Here is a 19,579-nt window from a genome sequence, read left to right as displayed (position 1 = left end):
TCAGGAATGCGCCGGCACACGCGGTGTGGCGACGGCTTTGGCGACGACGCGATCACTGGCGCCGGGCTTGAGGAAAATCGTCAGCACCACCGACAGCAGCAACGCGCCGCTCATCAACAGATAGGAAGCGCCGGGCGAACCGGTGGAGCTGTTCAGATAACCGACCAGATATGAACCGCCGAACGAGCCGAGCGCGCCCATGCTGTTGATCAGCGCCATGGCACCGCCCGCGACGTTGGCCGGCAGGATTTCCGGAACAATGGCGAAGAACGGCCCGTACGGCGCGTACATGCAGGCGCCGGCGATCACCAGCAGTGTGTACGACCACCAGAAATGTTCGGCGCCCAAGGCATAGGAGCCGTAGAACGCAATCGAGGCGATCAGCAGCGGCGGCCAGACGAAGCGTTTGCGCTTCTGCAATTTGTCCGAGCCCCACGACACCGCGAGCATGCCGATCACCGCAGCCAGATACGGCAGCGCCGACAGCCAGCCAGCCTCGATCATGTCCATCTGCGCGCCTGCCTTGAGGATCGACGGCAGCCACAAAACGAAGCCGTAAACGCCGATGCTCCAGCAGAAGAACTGCAGCGCCAGGATGATCACCTTCGGCGAACGGAATGCCTCAGCGTAATTCTTCACCGCTTTGATACCGACCTGCTCGGCGGCGAGGGCGCTTTCCAGATCGTGTTTTTCCTGATCGTTGAGCCACTTGGCCTGGGCCGGACGATCATCAGCCAGTCGCCACCAGATAAAGGCCCAAAGCACCGCCGGCAGACCTTCAATGATGAACATCCAGCGCCAGCTGAAATGCTGCACCAGATAACCCGAGACCACTGACATCCACAGCATGGTCACCGGGTTGCCGAGGATCAGAAAGGTATTGGCGCGCGAGCGCTCGGCGCGGGTGAACCAGTGGCAGAGATAGACCAGCATCGCCGGCATCACCGCCGCTTCGACCACGCCGAGCATGAAGCGGATGACGATCAGCCAATAGGCGTTGGAGACCACGCCGGTCAACGTGGCGAGACCGCCCCAGAGGATCAGGCTGACGAAGATCAGCTTCTTCACACTGTGCTTTTGCGCGTAGATCGCGCCCGGTACCTGGAAGAAAAAGTAACCGAGAAAGAACAACGCACCGAGCAGCGAGGACAGGCCCGGTGTGATCATCAGGTCTTCGGCCATGCCCGACGCAGCGGCGAAGCCGTAGTTGGCGCGATCGAGATAGGCCAGGCTGTATGTGATGAACACGATCGGCATGATGTACCACCAGCGGCGGGTGGCGAGGGTTGCGGTTTTCATCGGTGTGACTCCTGAGCTTGTTGTTTTTGTCGCAGCAGGTTCAAAAATTTGCGTTGCCTAGGCAGGCCTCTTCGCGAGCAGGCTCGCTCCCACATTTGATACGCGTTCCCCTGTGGGAGCGAGCTTGCTCGCGAAGGCGGATTCAAATTCAATCGATAACTCCTGACGGGTTGGAAGGCCCTCCATATCCCCGCGACTCTGCACCGCGCGACTGCCAATCCAGTTCGCCCGCTGCACCGCCTCGGCAAAACTTTGATGCTCGAGAAGGGCGCTGATCATCCCCACCGCAAAGCCATCTCCGGCACCCACCGTATCGACCACGTTGGTCACCGGCACGCCAGCGACAAAACCCTGATCCAGCTGCGTGCGGTAGTAAGCGCCTTCAGGCCCCAGCTTGATCGCCACCGCTTCCGCACCTTGATCAAGATAAAACGCAGCGATGTCCGCCGGGTCGTCAAAACCGGTGAGCAAACGACCTTCGCTCAAACCCGGCAGCACCCAATGGGCAAGGGCGGCGAGGCGGTTGATCTCGCGGATCATCTCGCCCTCGCTGGCCCAGAGGCTCGGGCGCAGGTTCGGATCGAACGACACACTGCGTCCGGCGTTGCGCATGCGGGTCATCAGTTCAAAGGACATGTCCCGCGCCGAAGCCGACAGCGCCGGCGGAATGCCGGTGGCGTGCAAATGGCGGGCGCTGAGCAGGTTGTCGGTGACGGAGCGCGGCGACAGATGGCTGGCCGCGGAGCCACGGCGGAAGTATTCGACTTGCGGGTCGCTGCCATCGTCATTGCGCGATTTGAACTGGAACCCGGTCGGATGGGTTTTATCGACTTCAACGTGGCTGCAATCCAGACCTTCCTTGATCAGCGTCTCGACCACAAAGCGCCCGAGCGAATCATTACCGACGCGGCTCAGCCACGCGACATTGAAACCCAGCCGCGACAAGCCGATCGCGACATTGCTGTCGGCCCCGGCAATACGTTTATGAAACTGCTCGACCTTCGCCAGATCACCGGTCTGCTCGGCAACCAGCATGGCCATGGTTTCACCGAAAGAAAGAATATCGATCTCAGACATGAGCTGGCTCCAGGCGCGATTGACCCAGGCGGGCGAGGGCGGCGACGTGTTCGCGGGTCAGTTGCACCAGATCATCGCCTTGCAACGGGTATTCGGCGGCGCGCATAACGCCTTGGTCCATGTGACGCAGCAGTTGTTCCCACAGATGCAGGTCGCTGATGGCTGGCGGTACGGCGACCAGTTTGCCGTCGGCTCGGCGCGCAACGGCCTTGCAATGCACATAACCGACATGTCGCCCCAGCGCGCGGGCGGCACTGGCGGCGGACTGGTCCTGCCAATGCCAGTTGCCAATGTCGAAGGTCATTTTGATCGGCAGGTGGTGCTGTTCGACGGCGGCGAAGAAACGCTGAAACGGCTCGATGCGCCCGCCATGCAAGGTCTGGTCGTTCTCTACCAGCAATTGCACCGGGCTTTGCTGGAGTCGCTCGGCCAGTGCCTGCAAATCAGAGTTGTCGGTGAAGTAGCCGAGCGACACTTTCAGCCATTTCGACCCGAACGCCTGGGCCTGATGCAGCGCAGTAATCAATTCGGGATTCGGCTGCGCTTGCCCTGCGAGCCACAGTTCGGTGGGCGAGGAATAAATGCTTTGCAGGCCTTGCGCTTGTGTGGCCTGGGCCAGTTGCGCCGGATCCTCACGGGTCAACAGCTCTTCACGCCACTCGATGCGATTGGCCCCGGCCGCCGCGAGAATATCGATGAATGAATCCTGGCCACGCTGGCGCACAAGATCGGCACCGTAGCTGGACAGACTGATGGAAACGGCTGGTTGATTCATTGTTATTGACCTCTGAAACCGGTTTCATTTTTGTTCAAAAAAATATCGGGTGTTTCTGCGTTGTTCTCTCGGGTGCTATCGCGAGCAGCTCAAACACCACAAATCCCAAGAGTAGACCCCCGCTCAATCAGCACCGGGGCAAAATCCATCACCCGCGCCACCTCGTTATCCCCGCGCAGGCGCCTGAGCAGACACTCAAACGCCCACGCACCAATCTCTTGCGTCGGCTGCGCCAGCGCAGTAATCCCGCTGCCCACCAACGGATACCAATCCAGATCATCCAGGGCGATAAGCCCCACATCCTCGAACAACCGGCAACCGATTTGGCGCAACGCCGTCGTCGCGGCTAACGCTGCCACACCATTGGCGCAAAACAGTGCTTTCGGCCCTGCATTGGTCGTGTTCATGAACTGCTGAAGTTGGCTCGCCAGACCCTCACCGGTTTCAACAACTGCCCCGGTTAATCCCGAGCGCTGCGCGATCTGTGCCTGGAAACTGCTGACCCGTTCGATCCGCGAACTGGTGCCATCAAACGGTTCGGTGATTAATAAAACATCGCGATACCCTCGCTGCCCGAGGTGCGCGAGCGCCATCTCCACCGCTTGCGGGTTATTCAGCCCGACCATGTCGCTGTCGAGGCCGTCCACCTTGCGATCCACCAGCACCAGCGGCATCTCGCGGCGCAGTTCGTGCAATTCGTCACGGTGGTGGCCAAGCGTGTTCACGATCAGCCCTTCTATGTTGTACGAGCGCAACAGCGCCAGATGCTGGCGTTCCTGCTCGTCATCGCGGTCGGTGTTGCACACCACCAGGCTGTAACCGTGCGCACGGCAGGCGGTTTCCACCCCGTGCATCACGGCAATTGAATAAGGGTTACGGATATCGGCGACGAGCATGCCGATCAGGCGAGTGCGCCCGCGCTTGAGCCCACGGGCCATCTGGTTCGGGCGGTAGCCAAGTTCGCTGATGGCCTGCTCGATGCGCAGGGCGATTGCTTCGGAGAGCAGGGCGCGGTCATCACCGATGAAGCGCGATACGCTGGCCTTGGACACGCCCGCGCGTTCGGCGACATCAAGCATGGTGACGCGGCTGCGCTGGGCGGCGGAAAAGTCGTGCACGGTCTTAAACCTTGTTATTGGATTTATAGGCCCAAGGCGGAAAGATGCCCTGAAACCGGTTTCAGGAAACACCAGAAACAAATAGGGCGTCAAGTGAATGATCGTGAGATTGCCCGCTGATACCGATGGGCGGGCGCTGCCTACCCGAATAATCCGGCGGCGATGTTGATCGAAAAACCCAGAATCGCAGTGTTGAACACAAAGCCGATCAGGGACTGCGCCAGTACGATTTTGCGGATGCCCCGCGTCGCTACGCCCACATCCGACGTTTGGACCGCGACGCCGACAGTGAACGAGAAGTACAGAAAATCCCAATAATTGGGGGTGGTCAGACCCTCGGCGAAACGCAGGGCGGGCTCCTTACCGTCCCAGGTGTAAAACAGCCTGGCGTAGTGCACACAGAAAATCACCCCGATCAGCAGCCATGAACCAATTACCGTGAGTGCTGTGAACGCGTAATGGAGCAGTTTGTGGGTGCTATCCAGATCCTTGCTGCCGGCCAGTTCGAAGGTGATGGTGGCCAGACTCGCCAGCGCGGCAATGCACACCACGAACAACACCAGGCCGGCGTTTTCGTCTTCGACTTCAGCGATGCGTTTGACGTCCGGGGCCTTGGCGCGCACGGTCAGCCAGAACATCAGGATCAGGTAAGTCCAGACACCGGCGTTCCAGCCGATGAGGATTTTGCTGACGATCGAATCGGCGGGGAACAGCAGGCCGGTGGCGAGTCCGAGCAGAGCGGCGGCGGAGAGGCGAGGGTGGGTGCGGGCGAGGAAGCGCATGGAGACTCACGTTGGAGAATGGTCTCTGCACCATAGCGTACGCAACACTGCTTTTGTAGGAGCTGCCGATGGCTCGGGCCGCGATCGGACGATCTTTTGGTTTTAGCTTTTCAAGATCAAAAGATCGCAGCCTCGTTGCACTCGACAGCTCCTACATTTGGATCAGTGGGGTTTGGTGAATCGTTGTACGAGTTTCATCACTACGACGAAGAATACGGGTACGAAGATCACCGCCAGCGTCGCAGTAATCATCCCGCCGATCACGCCAGTGCCGATCGCCTGCTGGCTGGCCGAACTGGCACCCGTGGCAATCGCCAACGGCACCACGCCAAGAATGAACGCCAGCGACGTCATCACGATCGGTCGCAGACGCAGACGCGCTGCCTGCAACGTCGCATCGATCAGGTCATGACCTTCGTCATACAGGCTCTTGGCGAACTCGATGATCAGGATCGCGTTCTTCGCCGACAGACCGATGATCGTGATCAAACCAACTTTGAAGAACACATCATTAGGCATCCCACGCAACGTTACCGCCAACACCGCACCGAGAACACCCAGCGGCACGACCAGCAACACCGAGGTTGGAATCGACCAGCTCTCATACAGCGCCGCCAGACACAGGAACACCACCAGCAACGACAAACCGAGCAGGATCGGCGCCTGATTGCCGGACAAGCGTTCCTGCAACGACAGGCCGGTCCATTCCTGGCCCAGACCTTTCGGCCCTTGCGCCACCAGCCGTTCGATTTCCGCCATGGCCTCACCGGTACTGTGCCCCGCTGACGGTTCGCCGGAAATAGCGATCGCCGGGTAACCGTTGTAGCGGGTCAGCTGCGCCGGGCCTTGAATCCAGTTGGCCTGGACGAACGCCGACAGCGGCACCATGCTCCCGGCGTTGTTGCGCACGTGCATTTTCAGCAAATCATCCACCTGACTGCGCTGATCACCTTCAGCTTGCACCACCACCCGCTGCATGCGGCCCTGATTGGGAAAATCGTTGATGTAGCTGGACCCCACTGCGGTGGATAACACGTTACCAATGTCGGCAAACGAAACGCCCAGGGCATTCGCCTGTTTACGGTCGACGATCAGCTGCACTTGCGGCGCTTCCGCCAGTGCGCTTTCCCGGACGTTCATCAATAACGGACTTTTCTCGGCCGCGGCGAGCAGTTCCGTACGCGCCTGCATCAACGTCGCATGCCCGAGCCCACCACGATCCTGCAAGCGGAACTCGAAACCGCTGGACGTGCCGAGCCCATCCACCGGCGGCGGCAGTACTGAGAACGCCATGGCGTCCTTGATCTGGCTGAGGGCAGCGTTCGCGCGGTCAGCGATCGAACTGGCGGCATCGTCACTGCCGCGTTCCGACCAATCCTTGAGGGTCGAAAACGCCAGCGCTGCGTTCTGTCCGCTACCGGAGAAGCTGAAACCGAGAATCACCACACTGTCACTGATCCCCGGCTCACCCGCGTTGTGCGCTTCGAGCTGTTCGGCCACTTGCACCGTGCGGTTCTTCGTCGCCCCCGGTGGCAGTTGGATATCGGTAATGGTGTAGCCCTGGTCCTCGGTCGGCAGGAAAGAGGAGGGCAGGCGCGCAAAACATATCCCGAGCCCGATCAGCAGGACGACGTAGATCAACAGGTAGCGACCGGTGCGCTTCAGCGCATAGCCGACCCAGCCCTGATAGCGATCGGTCAATTGCTCGAAACGACGATTGAACCAGCCAAAGAAGCCCGATTTCTCGTGATGTTCGCCCTTGGCAACAGGCTTGAGCAAGGTCGCGCACAAGGCCGGCGTCAGCGTCAGGGCGAGGAACGCCGAGAACAGAATCGAGGTAGCCATCGACAATGAGAACTGCTGGTAGATCACCCCGACCGACCCTTGCATGAACGCCATCGGAATAAACACTGCGACCAACACCAGAGTAATGCCGATGATCGCCCCGGTGATCTGCGTCATGGCCTTGCGCGTGGCTTCCTTGGGTGACAAGCCCTCGGTGGCCATGATCCGTTCGACGTTTTCCACCACGACGATGGCATCGTCGACCAGAATGCCGATGGCCAGCACCATACCGAACATGGTCAGCACGTTGATCGAGAACCCCAGCGCCAGCATGGTCGCGAACGTGCCCATCAGCGCCACCGGCACCACCAGCGTCGGGATCAGCGTGTAGCGCACGTTCTGCAGGAACAGGAACATCACCGCAAACACCAGCAGCATTGCTTCGCCGAGGGTATAGATCACTTTGGTGATCGAGACCTTGACGAAGGGCGAAGTGTCGTAAGGAATCTTGTATTCCACGCCGACCGGGAAGTAGCGCGCCAGCTCGTCCATCTTCGCCCGCACCAGCGTCGCGGTGTTCAGCGCGTTGGCACCTGGTGACAGTTGCACGCCGACGGCGGTGGACGGTTTACCGTTCAGGCGTGTGCCGAACTGGTATTCCTGACTGCCGATCTCCACCCGCGCGACATCACCGATACGCACCGTGGAGCCATCGCGATTGGCCTTGAGCACGATGTCGGCGAATTCCTGGGGTGTCGACAATTGCCCTTTGACCAGAATCGTCGCGGTGATTTCCTGCGTTGAAGGTGACGGCAAATCACCGATGCTGCCGGCCGACACCTGGGCATTCTGCGCCACGATGGCTGCGTTGACGTCTGCCGGTGTCAGATTGAACGCGATCAGCTTCTGCGGATCGATCCAGATGCGCATGGCCCGTTCGGCACCGTATAGCTGCGCCTTGCCGACACCGTCCAGTCGCTTGATCTCATTCATCACGTTGCGCGCCAGGTAATCGCTGAGCGCGACGTCATCGAGCTTACCGTCGCTGGAGGTCAGGGTGATCAGCAACAGAAAACCGGAAGAAACCTTCTCCACCTGCAGACCTTGCTGGTTGACCGCTTGCGGTAGACGCGACTCGACAACCTTCAGGCGGTTTTGCACGTCGACCTGCGCCAGCTCGGGGTTGGTGCCCGGCTGAAAGGTTGCCTTGATCGTCGCACTGCCAAGGCTGCTCTGCGATTCGAAATAGAGCAGGTGATCGGCACCGTTAAGCTCTTCCTCGATCAGGCTGACCACGCTTTCATCGACGGTTTGCGCCGAGGCGCCTGGGTAGACGGCGTAGATTTCGATCTGCGGCGGCGCGACGTCGGGGTATTGCGCCACCGGCAACTGTGGGATGGCCAGCGCACCGGCCAACAGGATGAACAACGCGACCACCCAGGCGAATACCGGGCGGTCGATAAAGAACTGCGGCATAGAAAAGCGTCCTGCTTACTGACCAGAGGTCTGGGCAAGTGGAAGAGGGGTTTCGTCGATCTGCACCTTTTCGCCGGGACGGGCGTGTTGCAGGCCTTCGATGACAATGCGGTCGCCGGGCTTCAGGCCGCCGGTGACGATCCAGCGATTGTTCTGCACCGCACCCAGTTGCACCGGTTGCTCGGCAACACGCATCTGTTCGTCGACGGTCAGCACTTGGGCAATGCCGGCACTGTCACGCTGCACCGCGCGTTGCGGCACGGTGATGCCGTTCTGGATGGTCGCCTGTTCAAGGCGTACGCGGATGAAGCTGCCCGGCAGCAAGTCGAGATCGGGGTTGGGGAATTCGCTGCGCAGGATGATCTGACCAGTACCCGGATCGACTGTGATGTCGCTGAATAACAGTTTCCCGGGCAGCGGGTACAGGCTGCCGTCATCCTGAATCAGCGTAGCCTTGACCTGATCCTGACCGACTTCCTGCAACTGCCCGGAACGGAATGCGCGACGCAGTTCGTTGAGCTCGCGGGTCGACTGGGTCAGGTCGGCGTGGATCGGGTTGAGTTGCTGAATCAGCGCCAGCGGCGTGGTTTCGTTCTGCCCGACCAGCGCACCTTCGGTGACCAGCGCGCGGCCGATGCGGCCGGAGATCGGCGCAGTGACGGTGGCGTAGCCGAGGTTCAGTTTCGCCCGTTCAAGCGCTGCCTTGCTGGCCGCAACATCAGCTGCCGTTTGCCGGGCAGCGGCGCGGGCGTTGTCGTAGTCCTGACCGCTGATGGCCTTGTCTTCGATCAATTGCGCGTAGCGTTGTTCTTGCAGTCTGGCCTGAAAGGCATTGGCCTCGGCTTTGCGCAGTGCGGCTTCGGCACTGTCGAGATCGGCCTTGAACGGCGCCGGGTCGATGCGGAACAGCACATCACCCTTTTTCACGTCGCTGCCTTCGCGATAAGTGCGCTGCAACACCACGCCGGCCACTCGCGCACGCACTTCGGCAATCCGTGGCGCGGCGATGCGCCCGCTCAATTCGCTGCTGATCGATAGTGGCTGGGTTTTGATGGTCTCGATGCGTACCGTGGCTGGTGGCGCTTGCTCTTCGGCATTCGAGGACGAATCACAAGCGCTCAGCGTCAGCGCCAATGCGATCAGGCCGAGCCCGGCCAGCAGTTTTCCAGACATGTACAACCCCCAATATTGAAGGCCGCATCCTACGGCCAGACGGGGAGGTTAGCGGTGAAGCTTTGTAGTTGCTGTGTGAAATTGTGTAAGGGTTTTGCTCAGTGGCGGGTGAGGGCGTATATCCTGCAGGCCTTGAAATTTATTGCGACAGTTCGATCGCTTTCGCGAGCAGGTTCGCTCCCACAGGAGATCGCATTTCAACTGTAGGAGTGAGCCTGCTCGCGATGAGGCCCGAACTGTCGCCACAGCATTTTCTGGAACACCCATGCCCAACATCCTCCTGGTCGAAGACGACACCGCCCTCGCCGAACTGATTTCCAGCTACCTGGAACGCAACGGTTATTCCGTCAGCGTCATTGGCCGTGGCGACCATGTGCGCGAGCGGGCGCGGATCAGTCCGCCGGATCTGGTGATCCTCGACCTCATGCTGCCGGGCCTCGACGGTCTGCAAGTCTGCCGTTTGCTGCGCGCCGATTCGGCGACGCTGCCAATCCTCATGCTCACGGCCCGCGACGACAGTCATGATCAGGTGCTGGGCCTGGAAATGGGCGCTGACGACTACGTGACCAAACCCTGCGAGCCCCGGGTGCTGCTGGCGCGGGTGCGCACGTTGTTGCGACGCAGCAGCCTCGGCGAACCGCTGGCGGTCAATGACCGGATCGTCATGGGCAATCTGTGCATTGACCTGTCCGAACGCACCGTGACCTGGCGCGATCAAGCGGTCGAACTGTCCAGCGGCGAATACAATTTGCTGGTGGTGCTGGCGCGGCACGCCGGCGAAGTGCTGAGTCGCGATCAGATTCTGCAGCGACTGCGCGGTATCGAATTCAACGGCACCGACCGCTCGGTGGACGTGGCAATTTCCAAGCTGCGGCGCAAATTCGATGATCACGCCGGCGAGGCGCGCAAGATCAAGACCGTGTGGGGCAAGGGCTATCTGTTCAGCCGCTCGGAATGGGAATGCTGAACTGATGTTTCGCATCCTGTTTCGCCTGTATCTGGTGACGATCGTCTCCTATAGCGCGGCGATCTATCTGGTGCCGGATCTGGTGGTGATGGTCTTTCGGGATCGCTTCGTCACCTACAACCTGGAGTTCTCCCGAGGCCTGCAATCGCTGATCACCCGTCAGTTTCATGCCGCGCCGCAAGAACAGTGGCCGGCGATTGCTGCGTCGATGGACAAGGAATTCCAGCCTTTGCACATCGTCCTGACGCCAATCGACGACCCGGTATTCACGCCCATTGAGCAGGAACGATTACACCGTGGTGAAAACGTTGTGCGTATCGGCGACTGGGGCTGGCGGACGCTGGCGGTCACTCCGCTGAATGCGGACATGGCCGTGCGCATGGTCGTGCCGCCGGATCCGGTCGACGTTGACCTGTTGTACTGGAGCATCAACGTGCTGATCGGCGCGATGTTGCTCGGCTGCCTGCTGCTTTGGCTGCGCCCGCACTGGCGCGATCTGGAACGCTTGAAAGGCACCGCTGAGCGCTTCGGCAAAGGCCATTTGAGCGAACGGACCAAAATCGCGCCCAGTTCGAACATCGGCAGTCTCGCCAACGTGTTCGACACCATGGCCGGTGATATCGAAAACCTGCTCAACCAGCAACGCGACCTGCTCAACGCTGTTTCCCACGAACTGCGTACGCCGCTGACGCGTCTGGATTTCGGCCTGGCGCTGGCGCTCTCCGAAGACTTGCCGGCCGCCAGCCGCGAGCGCTTGCAGAGCCTGGTTGCGCATATTCGTGAGCTGGATGAACTGGTGCTGGAATTGCTTTCCTACAGCCGCTTGCAGAACCCCGCGCAATCGCCCGAGCGTATCGAGGTGTCGCTGGACGAGTTCATCGACAGCATTCTCGGCAGCGTCGACGAGGAGCTGGAATCACCGGAAATCGTTATCGATGTTCTGCTGCACGGTCAGCTCGAACGCTTCGCGCTGGACCCACGCCTGACCGCGCGGGCGATCCAGAACCTGCTGCGCAACGCCATGCGCTATTGCGGGAAGCGCATCCAGATTGGCGTGCAGGTGAATGCCGAGGGCTGCGAGATCTGGGTCGATGACGACGGCATCGGGATTCCCGACGACGAGCGAGAGCGGATATTCGAGCCGTTCTATCGACTCGACCGCAGCCGTGATCGCGCCACCGGTGGGTTTGGTCTGGGCCTGGCGATCAGCCGCCGGGCACTGGAAGCGCAGGGGGGCGTGTTGACCGTGGAGCCCTCGCCGTTGGGCGGCGCACGGTTCCGGTTGTGGTTGCCCACTAACGCCTGAGATTCATGTCTCTGAGTAGTGACCCGGGGGAACTGGCTTGCTCGCGAAGGCGTTGGGTCAGTCAGCGCATATTCAGCTGATATACCGTCATCGCGAGCAGGCTCGCTTCACAGTGGGATTGTGTTTTCCGACCAATGGAAACGTTTTGCACCGGTTTCATGGGGGGTACCTGTCAGGTTTGACAGTAGGCAACCGCAGCCGATGGGTGTCTCATGCGCAGGACATGCCTCTTCGCCACCCATCGCATCGGATCCCGATTGGAAAAGGATGACCACCATGAACGTCAAAACCCTCGAAAAACCACGAATCCCTGGCATGAGTCAGCCAGTCCTCGGACCGGAGAATGCAGACGCCGGACTGCCTCTGGCACTCACTTATCTGTATCCCGAGGGGGTGAAGGTGTTCATCGAACCCGCCACTACCGCGCAGGACGATGACACCTATGTCGTGCGTTTGAACGGAGAGAGGGTTGCTGACAAAACCATCGCCATCGGCGAGACGACTCAACAGGTAATCGTTTATGTGGCTGCGGATAAATGGAAGAGTCCGCTGAACGTTCTCGAGTACGGGTTGGAGCGAGGAGGCATGGAGCTCGAAACTTCGGCGCCTTTGACGGTCATTTATCACGACAAGCGTCCGGGTAACGTGGACCGTTTTCCTGAGGAGGCAGGCCATTCCGAATTGGTGCTTGAAGTGGATCAGGATGCAGTGGATGAAGGTATCGACGCTGAGCGCGCGCTTGTAGGTGTAAGCGCCAGGGTGGCGTACCCGCTGATGAGAGCGTTCGACACCATCGTGTTGTATTGCAATGGTAAAACCTTGCGCCACCCGGTCAGTGAGGAAGAGGCGGATCGACAGCAGCCCATCCAGATGATCATCGATGAGGCAACCTTCGACGAGGCGGGTGACAGTCCGCGCTTCGAAGTGCGTTTCACGGTACTTGATCGCGTGGGCAACAGTCCGGATGTCAACAGTCCTGCCTCGGCCAGCCAGTACCTCTATGTCAATCGGAAGGGCAATTGGTATGACCCGCCGATCCTCAGCGAGAAGCCCGATGATCCTGATGATGACGTCAGTATCATCGACCTGAACAGGCTGGCTGGTGGACCAGCGATTGCACAAGTCTATGTATCGCGCAGTTGGCTCAGAGACGATGAAATCCGTTTGACGGGGCGCTTCTACGCTGAGGACGGAGTGTTACTGGACCATTTGACGCTGAGCGAAAAAGTGAAGAATGCGCCGTTTTCCTACTCGATCCCTATACCTTACGCTGCGTTTGCCGCCGCCGCGAAGGGCCATGCAGTGTTTGCCTATAGGCGCGTCAGCCAAGGGGCCGAACTCGATCGGTCCTACGCCCTGAAAGCCAGCATCACTGGCGAACCCGCTGTGACACTTCCGCCACCTGCATTGGTCGGCTCCGGTTACCTGATCGACCCTCTGGATGTGCCCAACGGCGTGACAGCCCGAGTCGAGTATCTGGAGGATCAACCGGGTGACGAAGCGCAATTGTTGATCCAGGGCGCAGCCGGGCCCGTCTCGCCGGTCTTTGCTCCAACCGCATTCAACAAGAATCACCGGGCCAACTTTCTGATCGAGTCTCCAGTGCTGGCGGCCAGTCATGGCAAGACAATCCAGCTGTCATGGGAGCTGCTGCGTGGTGCGGCTCCTCAACCCTCCATGCACCGTGACGTGGTGCTCAAGCGGATCGAGGATCGGGATCGACGGCTGCCGACACCCGATATTCCTCAGGCCCGCAACGGGATACTTGATCTGGCTGATTTTAGCGGTGGTGCGCAGGCGCAATGTGCGGTGTGGCCATCGATGGCGGTGGGGCAGTTGCGTTGGTTCCGCTTGTACGGCACCGGTATCAACGGTAACGATCACCCGATTGTCATCGCCAAGGCTGCTCCAGTGACAGCGCCGGAGAAAGACAGCGGGCTGGATAATGCGCTGCCTCGCAGCGAACTTCTGAAGCTCAAGCCAGGTACGCCCCTGCGCATGGAATTGAAAGTTGCCTATGACGGGCTCGATGATGAAACCACGGCAGTGGTGTTCAACGCGCCGACATTTACCGTGCTGAATTCTCCAGCGACACTAATGGAAGATTTCACCGGGGTACCGAATCAGACGGCACGACAGGGCGCAATCATGGAAACGCCCACTATGCAGATCACGTTCAAATCCGGTGACGGCGAATGCGCGATCATGCCACGTTCCGACATCGGCGAATCCTTTCCCGGCCAAATCGAAGGTCAGGTACTGAGCATCGGTCGCGACGCGTTTGGCCAGGCTGCGCAAGTCGTAGAAATAGAGCTGAAAAATACCTGCTCGCGAATCAGCTTCTTTCATTTAAGCGTGAACTATGAGGACAGCACCGTGGCTTACTTCGCCAGCAACGGGACGCTCCTGGGACGTCGGACGTTAGGCATGTCGTACGGCAAACCGGTCAATGTTGCCTTTGATGCACCGGGGATCGCACGCCTGGAGTTCCACATGCCGACGCCGGACTGGTTTTCCCTCGATACTTTCAAAGTGGATGCCTGATTCCCTCAGGGCACTAACCGATGAACCGCGATTTCAACAGCGTTACCATCTGCTAGGCGATAGGCATAAATAGTACGGTCGGCGTCCGGCAGCAGGCTGCTGGTTTGCAGCACGCATTTCTGCGTTTTGCTGTCCCAGACCTGGCCTTTCGGGCATTCGGGTTTCTGGACGGGGTCTTTTTCGCCACCACTGGCCACGACCAATTGGCTGGACATCGCCGCGACCAGCAGCAACGGGGCGGCGAACATAACGGGACGGATAGTCATGGGCAAGGCTCCACAGAAGGTTGTATTTCACTTTGAACACCCACAGGGTGAATTTTTATTCATTGCTTTATCAGTGACTGTTCAAGTTCAGCGTAAATTCAAGCGCTATGCTCGGAAGCGTCTGCCGTTGATCCGATGTTTTGCCTGAAGGAGCATTGTCATGAACGATCAGGTCCATCACTCAGCCGCTGCCGGCTACAAAAGCGCTGCCGACACCTACGTCAAAGGGCGGCCGGACTATCCGCCGCAGGTCAGTCAATGGTTGACCGCGACGCTGGGCCTGGATGGGCATAAAACCGTGATTGATCTGGGTGCCGGAACCGGCAAGTTCACTGGCCGGCTGCTGGCGACCGGCGCGCAAGTCATCGCCGTCGAACCGGTGGCACAGATGCTGGAAAAACTGTCTGACGCATGGCCCCAGGTCTTGGCGGTGAGCGGCACCGCAACCGACCTGCCGTTGCCCGACGCCTCAGTGGATGTGGTGATCTGTGCGCAAGCGTTTCACTGGTTTGCCAGCGCCGAGGCGCTGAGCGAAATCGCCCGGGTGCTCAAGCCCGGTGGCAAGTTGGGGCTGATCTGGAACCTGCGCGACAGCCAAGTCAGTTGGGTGCCGAAACTGGACGCCATCGTCAACGCGTTGGAAGGTGACACGCCGCGCTATTACACCGGCGCCTGGCGCACAGCGTTTCCGCACCCGGCGTTCGAAGCTCTGCAGGTTGAGCGGTTTCACCATGGTCATACCGGCTCGCCGGAAGACGTGATCTTCAACCGCGTGCGTTCCACCAGTTTCATCGCCGCGCTGCCGGAGGCGCAGCGGGCGCAGGTCGAAGAGCAGATTCGCGCGTTGATTGCCGCATAGCCAGAATTGCGCGGCAGGGACACGGTGACAGTGCCTTATGAAACCGCCGCGTTCGTCGCCGTAAAAAAGGCTGAATCCCATGACATTCCATTGTAGGAGTGAGCCTGTTCGCGATAACGGAGCGTCAGTCACCTCATCTTTGGCTGACACTCCGCCATCGCGAGCAGGCTCACTCCTACAGGGTTTTCAGGTGTTCATAGTATCTGGCTGCACTTTTCCACTGCCTTGCGCCGCTCGCGAACCCCACGCACCACCAGATACAACAACGGCCCGATCGACACGAAAACCGCGGTCAGCAACAAATACGGCAGTACCGACCAAACCGACTGCCCACGCGACCGCGCGTCCTTGACCATCCAGATGCCCGCCAGTGTCGCCAGCAGGTACAGATCAATCACCACCTGCGCGGTATCGGGCCGCGACATCAGGCTGATGCCGAAGTCGATCAACGACTGTTCGGCCTTGAGCATCACTGAAACGGTGTAACCGGTAAAAGCGAGCAAAGCCGTGAGGGGCAGGGCGATAGACATCATGCAATCCTTCCTTGGTGTGATGAGAGAGTCGCCAGACTAACGCCGCCGCCAGGAATTGGCCATTGACTTGCCAGCACCGCGCAGGCTAATTTCCAGCCCATGACTTTCACCGTATCGCGCTGCCAGCCAATGATTATTACCGCCATTCCTCATTTGGCGGGCTAGCTCACGACTGCAGCACCCAACCCGCCCTAGAGGCGGGTTTTTACTTTCTGTCTCCGGGGTTCTGCAAAATGTCAGGAGACGACCATGCCACACAGCACCGACCAGCAAGCCCTGCTTGAGCACTACGTGAAAAAGATCCTCGCCGCGCCGGTGTACGACATTGCGGTGCGCACGCCGTTGCAGCCAGCTCCGGCGTTGTCGGAAGCGCTGGGCAATCGGGTCCTGCTCAAGCGCGAAGATCTGCAACCGACGTTTTCTTTCAAGATCCGTGGTGCGTACAACAAACTCGTGCAACTGAGCGATGAGCAGAAAGCGCGAGGTGTGATCACTGCATCGGCGGGCAATCATGCGCAAGGTGTAGCGCTGGCGGCGCGGGAGTTGGGCATCGCTGCGACGATCGTCATGCCGTCTACCACTCCTGAGCTCAAAGTACTCGGCGTGCGCAGTCGCGGTGCCGACGCATTGCTGCGCGGCGAGAGTTTCCCCTTTGCATTGGCTCATGCGCTGCAATTGGCCGAACAGACCGGATGCACCTTTGTTTCACCCTTCGATGACCCAGATGTGATCGCCGGACAGGGCACCGTGGCAATGGAAATCCTCCGTCAGCATCAAGGCGCGCTGGATGCGATTTTTGTCCCGGTCGGCGGCGGAGGCTTGGTCGCCGGCATCGCGGCGTACGTCAAATACCTGCGCCCGGAAGTGCGGATCATCGGCGTCGAATCAGAACATTCGGCGTGCCTGCAAGCGGCTATGAGCGCGGACGAGCGGGTGGTTCTGTCGAGCGTCGGCACCTTCGCCGATGGCGTGGCGGTGGCGCAGATCGGTGCATATGGCTTCGAGATCTGCCGTTTTTGTGTAGATGAGGTAATCACGGTCAGCAATGACGAGCTCTGCGCGGCGATCAAGAACATTTACGACGACACTCGCTCGATCACCGAGCCATCCGGCGCCCTGGCTGTTGCGGGGATCAAGCAGTACGTGGCGCGCAGTGGCGCCAGTGGCCAGACCTTCGTCGCCATCGATTCAGGGGCCAATATCAACTTCGACAGCCTGCGCCATGTCGCCGAGCGCGCCGCTGCTTGCAGCGTGCCGGCGTGATAGTGCCCAGCGGTTATTCCTGCAGAGCGGTGCCGACTTTGTCCGACGCGGACCAGATGCGATAACGCACTTCGACGTCCGAAGGCGCGTACACCACGACTGGCAACTTGCTGTTGTAGCGCAACATGAAGCCGTCACCGACCACCGGAACGAAAGCGCGCTTTTTCTGGCTGCCGGGCGGGCAGGCCATCAGCGTGCTCATCGGGCCAATGACTTTTTCCAGACGGTAGAACGGATAGCCCCAGCCTTGCAGATTCTTTTCATCGAGCACACCGCCCAGACGCTGGCGGTTGCAGTCCACTTCGAGGGTTTTGCCGGCGAGAATTTCAACCTGAAAATTCTCTTCCTGCTCTTGCTTGGGCAGATGGATGACCTGTCGGGTGAACCCGGCTTCGGCTTTGGGATAAGGCGCGACGTCTTCGAGCTTGGCGGCATGGGCAAGCGTGGACAGGCTGGCTATGAGCAAACCAGCGGTCGCGCAAATGCGTAAGGAATTCATGGAAGCCTCCGTGCGGGTTGAATTGGAACGGAAGACATTCTTGCCGCCATGGTCTTCGAAAGCAAATTCACTCGGGATTGCATATTGCAGGGGATGGGTGGTCGATTCATGCATTTTGCAAATAGCAAAATGCTGGCGACGCTTCCAAGTGCTTGATTTCGCTAGAGGGAAAACGAGCCGACCAAAGGCACGTTTTATGCGTTATTCAAGTGCGGCGCACCGGATTTGGGCGCCTACACTCCAATGGGCATTTCGCAGTACCACCACTTGCCGCACCATGGAAACAGCGGGGGCACACCCGTGAAGGCGCAGCAAAGGGTCAGCGTGAATACTTGATTGGCAATCGCACAGAAAGGAGAGGGTTCGCCATGTTTTTATCTGCCTTGGAATTACGCAATATCATTGAAAGCAGCTTCCTGCCGAAACGCTGCCAGTGCACGCTGTCACCCGATTTGTCGATGTCCGTCAAAGTATTTGGCGACCATCGGACTGACCAAGCCGATCTCTACGTCAGCGGAATCGACGCCAGCCGCCTGAACAGCTGCCGTGAAATCAACAACCTGGTTGCAGGCCTGCGTTCCGATCTCGCACAGCAAACCGCGACACATCAAACCAGCGCTCGTTCTCGAGCCGTTTAACCCACCGTTTCACCCAGTTCGACCGTCACGCGCCGGGCCTGCACAAAACCAAGGCCCAGCGCGAACTCGACCAGCACCGCGAGCAAAATCCCGGGGCCGGCATGGCCGTTGAGCCATTCGCCAAAACCCAGCGCCGACAAACCGAAACAGCCGACGATAAAACCATTGCTCAGTGCACTGCGTGCCGCTGACGGCGGAGCATTACGCAGCAAATAAAACATCACCCCCAACGCCGCAAACAGCACCGCGCTGCGCCGAGCGACTACGCCGGTGCCCTCCGAATATCCGATGCTCCAGATCGCCAGCAACACCTCCGGAAAAAACCCCCAGACCAGCGCCAGCAGAAAACACAGGATGGAAGTGAAGCTCGACAGCGTGCGAAACGACAACTGCATGGCCAGTCCTTGCGGCAGTAGGGAGGCCTCGAGCATACCCGCCGAAACCACCGCACGCCTATGGCCAAGCGGAAAATCAGAATCGTCTGTCAGTTCTGCTGACTGCACGCGTCAGATAATTTCCTGTAACTGATTTGTGCGGGCTTGCCGGTGCTGTCGATGTATTTCATGTCGGCGGTGATGATTTTGCACTTGAGGGTCGGCGCCTCGGTCAACGTAAGCACCTTCGCCACGTGGAGTGGCATGCCGTATTGGTAGGGCAAGGCGTCGGAGGTGGCAGAAATGCCAGTTGCTTGGGCCAGCCCGGAGAAAGCGGCACAGGCGAGGGTGGCGGTGAGCAGGAAGGGACGCATGTTCATGAGAGGACTCCAGCGTAACGGATAGGCGCCCGGCACGAAGCTGGACGAGCCTGCCGCACTGGGCGTCAGCGGGGGAGGGCTGAGGGTGTGCGGTGATATGGAGTTTCTGACGTAAGTGTTAAGGCTGAGTTAACCGAGGTGAATGTGGGCTGAGTTATTCACCATTGTAACTACTCGTTCTTCCTGATTTAAGACGCCTGCTTTTCATACCAGCTTTAAAGCTGGCAATTTACTATTGCTTATCATCATAGTTGCAACCTCCATCGCAGCGTGAGGATAGGCATTGTCAGCGGAGGCCCTGATCAATGTCTCGTTTTTCGCAGATATCACATAAGCAGGGAAGAACGTTCTTATTCTTTGCAGTTAGGATATACCGTGCACTCGCGGCCGTTCATCTTGAATGTCCTAAAGGTTGGAGGTGTCTGGCATCGATTTGATGATGTGCTGCCGTGGCAAGGCCTCCAC

16 protein-coding genes and 2 pseudogenes are annotated in these 19,579 nt (G+C 59.4%); 6 read left to right on the top strand and 12 right to left on the bottom strand.

What is annotated here, in order from left to right; translation table 11 throughout:
* From LIS66_RS14525 to LIS66_RS14495, 7 genes are all read right to left on the bottom strand, one after another.
* Complete coding sequence (locus tag LIS66_RS14525) at positions 1-1,299, bottom strand: MFS transporter (RefSeq protein WP_042606869.1); 1,299 nt, start codon at positions 1,297-1,299, stop codon at positions 1-3.
* A 57-nt stretch (positions 1,300-1,356) separates the two neighbouring features.
* Positions 1,357-2,376 (bottom strand): sugar kinase, encoded by a 1,020-nt coding sequence (locus LIS66_RS14520; protein WP_227972429.1) that lies wholly within the window; start codon positions 2,374-2,376, stop codon positions 1,357-1,359.
* Positions 2,369-3,151, bottom strand: a complete 783-nt coding sequence (locus LIS66_RS14515; RefSeq protein WP_042606871.1) for a sugar phosphate isomerase/epimerase family protein — start codon at positions 3,149-3,151, stop codon at positions 2,369-2,371. The genes LIS66_RS14520 and LIS66_RS14515 overlap by 8 nt, the downstream gene beginning before the upstream one ends.
* A gap of 89 nt (positions 3,152-3,240) precedes the next feature.
* The gene (locus LIS66_RS14510) at positions 3,241-4,269 is read right to left on the bottom strand and encodes a LacI family DNA-binding transcriptional regulator (RefSeq protein WP_322746244.1); all 1,029 of its coding nucleotides are present in this window, start codon (positions 4,267-4,269) and stop codon (positions 3,241-3,243) included.
* A gap of 140 nt (positions 4,270-4,409) precedes the next feature.
* Entirely contained in the window at positions 4,410-5,051 is a 642-nt protein-coding gene (locus tag LIS66_RS14505; RefSeq protein WP_227972428.1) for a DUF1345 domain-containing protein, read from the bottom strand.
* A 162-nt stretch (positions 5,052-5,213) separates the two neighbouring features.
* Positions 5,214-8,312, bottom strand: a complete 3,099-nt coding sequence (locus LIS66_RS14500; protein ID WP_042606874.1) for an efflux RND transporter permease subunit — start codon at positions 8,310-8,312, stop codon at positions 5,214-5,216.
* Between the two features lie 15 nt (positions 8,313-8,327).
* The gene (locus LIS66_RS14495) at positions 8,328-9,485 is read right to left on the bottom strand and encodes an efflux RND transporter periplasmic adaptor subunit (protein WP_042606875.1); all 1,158 of its coding nucleotides are present in this window, start codon (positions 9,483-9,485) and stop codon (positions 8,328-8,330) included.
* Positions 9,486-9,750: 265 nt separating this feature from the next.
* On the opposite strand from LIS66_RS14495, the gene LIS66_RS14490 reads away from it, so the two are divergent.
* From LIS66_RS14490 to LIS66_RS14480, 3 genes are all read left to right on the top strand, one after another.
* The gene (locus LIS66_RS14490; RefSeq protein ID WP_016774890.1) at positions 9,751-10,452 is read left to right on the top strand and encodes a response regulator transcription factor; all 702 of its coding nucleotides are present in this window, start codon (positions 9,751-9,753) and stop codon (positions 10,450-10,452) included.
* A 4-nt stretch (positions 10,453-10,456) separates the two neighbouring features.
* Positions 10,457-11,758 carry an ATP-binding protein gene (locus LIS66_RS14485; RefSeq protein ID WP_042606876.1) on the top strand — a complete coding sequence of 434 codons (1,302 nt, stop codon included), beginning with the start codon at positions 10,457-10,459 and terminating at the stop codon, positions 11,756-11,758.
* 276 nt (positions 11,759-12,034) lie between these two features.
* Positions 12,035-14,302, top strand: a complete 2,268-nt coding sequence (locus tag LIS66_RS14480; protein WP_227972427.1) for a hypothetical protein — start codon at positions 12,035-12,037, stop codon at positions 14,300-14,302.
* A gap of 5 nt (positions 14,303-14,307) precedes the next feature.
* Here the strand turns inward: LIS66_RS14480 and LIS66_RS14475 are convergent, their stop codons facing one another.
* Positions 14,308-14,568 carry a hypothetical protein gene (locus tag LIS66_RS14475; RefSeq protein WP_148050745.1) on the bottom strand — a complete coding sequence of 87 codons (261 nt, stop codon included), beginning with the start codon at positions 14,566-14,568 and terminating at the stop codon, positions 14,308-14,310.
* A 160-nt stretch (positions 14,569-14,728) separates the two neighbouring features.
* On the opposite strand from LIS66_RS14475, the pseudogene LIS66_RS14470 reads away from it, so the two are divergent.
* Positions 14,729-15,523, top strand: a pseudogene (locus LIS66_RS14470) (class I SAM-dependent methyltransferase).
* Between the two features lie 98 nt (positions 15,524-15,621).
* On the opposite strand, the gene LIS66_RS14465 reads toward LIS66_RS14470, so the two are convergent.
* Positions 15,622-15,960: a DUF2834 domain-containing protein gene (locus LIS66_RS14465; RefSeq protein ID WP_042606879.1), complete on the bottom strand. Its 339-nt coding sequence runs from the start codon at positions 15,958-15,960 to the stop codon at positions 15,622-15,624.
* Positions 15,961-16,209: 249 nt separating this feature from the next.
* On the opposite strand from LIS66_RS14465, the pseudogene ilvA reads away from it, so the two are divergent.
* Positions 16,210-17,199: pseudogene (ilvA, locus tag LIS66_RS14460) on the top strand (threonine ammonia-lyase, biosynthetic); the annotation flags it as partial.
* 37 nt (positions 17,200-17,236) lie between these two features.
* Here the strand turns inward: ilvA and eco are convergent.
* The gene (gene eco, locus LIS66_RS14455; protein ID WP_227972426.1) at positions 17,237-17,722 is read right to left on the bottom strand and encodes a serine protease inhibitor ecotin; all 486 of its coding nucleotides are present in this window, start codon (positions 17,720-17,722) and stop codon (positions 17,237-17,239) included.
* Between the two features lie 368 nt (positions 17,723-18,090).
* On the opposite strand from eco, the gene LIS66_RS14450 reads away from it, so the two are divergent.
* Complete coding sequence (locus LIS66_RS14450) at positions 18,091-18,360, top strand: DUF1652 domain-containing protein (protein WP_042606881.1); 270 nt, start codon at positions 18,091-18,093, stop codon at positions 18,358-18,360.
* Here LIS66_RS14450 and LIS66_RS14445 read toward each other — a convergent pair.
* Positions 18,357-18,755: a hypothetical protein gene (locus LIS66_RS14445; protein ID WP_123419490.1), complete on the bottom strand. Its 399-nt coding sequence runs from the start codon at positions 18,753-18,755 to the stop codon at positions 18,357-18,359. The genes LIS66_RS14450 and LIS66_RS14445 overlap by 4 nt on opposite strands.
* A gap of 89 nt (positions 18,756-18,844) precedes the next feature.
* Entirely contained in the window at positions 18,845-19,114 is a 270-nt protein-coding gene (locus LIS66_RS14440) for a DUF2790 domain-containing protein (protein ID WP_065616275.1), read from the bottom strand.
* Between the last annotated feature and the right edge of the window lie 465 nt (positions 19,115-19,579).

It is taken from the genome of Pseudomonas sp. HN2 (assembly GCF_020736465.1).
GTDB lineage: Bacteria > Pseudomonadota > Gammaproteobacteria > Pseudomonadales > Pseudomonadaceae > Aquipseudomonas > Aquipseudomonas moraviensis_A.
This window is presented reverse-complemented; position numbering and strand designations above follow the sequence as displayed.

Excerpts from the sequence above, each read along its gene's own strand:
- LIS66_RS14490 (WP_016774890.1), top strand. The coding sequence starts at position 9,751 with ATGCCCAACATCCTCCTGGTCGAAGACGACACCGCCCTCGCCGAACTG.
- LIS66_RS14465 (WP_042606879.1), bottom strand. The coding sequence starts at position 15,960 with ATGATGTCTATCGCCCTGCCCCTCACGGCTTTGCTCGCTTTTACCGGT.
- LIS66_RS14475 (WP_148050745.1), bottom strand. The coding sequence starts at position 14,568 with ATGACTATCCGTCCCGTTATGTTCGCCGCCCCGTTGCTGCTGGTCGCG.
- LIS66_RS14520 (WP_227972429.1), bottom strand. The coding sequence starts at position 2,376 with ATGTCTGAGATCGATATTCTTTCTTTCGGTGAAACCATGGCCATGCTG.
- eco (WP_227972426.1), bottom strand. The coding sequence starts at position 17,722 with ATGAATTCCTTACGCATTTGCGCGACCGCTGGTTTGCTCATAGCCAGC.
- LIS66_RS14450 (WP_042606881.1), top strand. The coding sequence starts at position 18,091 with ATGTTTTTATCTGCCTTGGAATTACGCAATATCATTGAAAGCAGCTTC.
- LIS66_RS14480 (WP_227972427.1), top strand. The coding sequence starts at position 12,035 with ATGAACGTCAAAACCCTCGAAAAACCACGAATCCCTGGCATGAGTCAG.
- LIS66_RS14515 (WP_042606871.1), bottom strand. The coding sequence starts at position 3,151 with ATGAATCAACCAGCCGTTTCCATCAGTCTGTCCAGCTACGGTGCCGAT.
- LIS66_RS14445 (WP_123419490.1), bottom strand. The coding sequence starts at position 18,755 with ATGCAGTTGTCGTTTCGCACGCTGTCGAGCTTCACTTCCATCCTGTGT.
- LIS66_RS14525 (WP_042606869.1), bottom strand. The coding sequence starts at position 1,299 with ATGAAAACCGCAACCCTCGCCACCCGCCGCTGGTGGTACATCATGCCG.
- LIS66_RS14505 (WP_227972428.1), bottom strand. The coding sequence starts at position 5,051 with ATGCGCTTCCTCGCCCGCACCCACCCTCGCCTCTCCGCCGCCGCTCTG.
- LIS66_RS14485 (WP_042606876.1), top strand. The coding sequence starts at position 10,457 with ATGTTTCGCATCCTGTTTCGCCTGTATCTGGTGACGATCGTCTCCTAT.
- LIS66_RS14500 (WP_042606874.1), bottom strand. The coding sequence starts at position 8,312 with ATGCCGCAGTTCTTTATCGACCGCCCGGTATTCGCCTGGGTGGTCGCG.
- LIS66_RS14440 (WP_065616275.1), bottom strand. The coding sequence starts at position 19,114 with ATGAACATGCGTCCCTTCCTGCTCACCGCCACCCTCGCCTGTGCCGCT.
- LIS66_RS14495 (WP_042606875.1), bottom strand. The coding sequence starts at position 9,485 with ATGTCTGGAAAACTGCTGGCCGGGCTCGGCCTGATCGCATTGGCGCTG.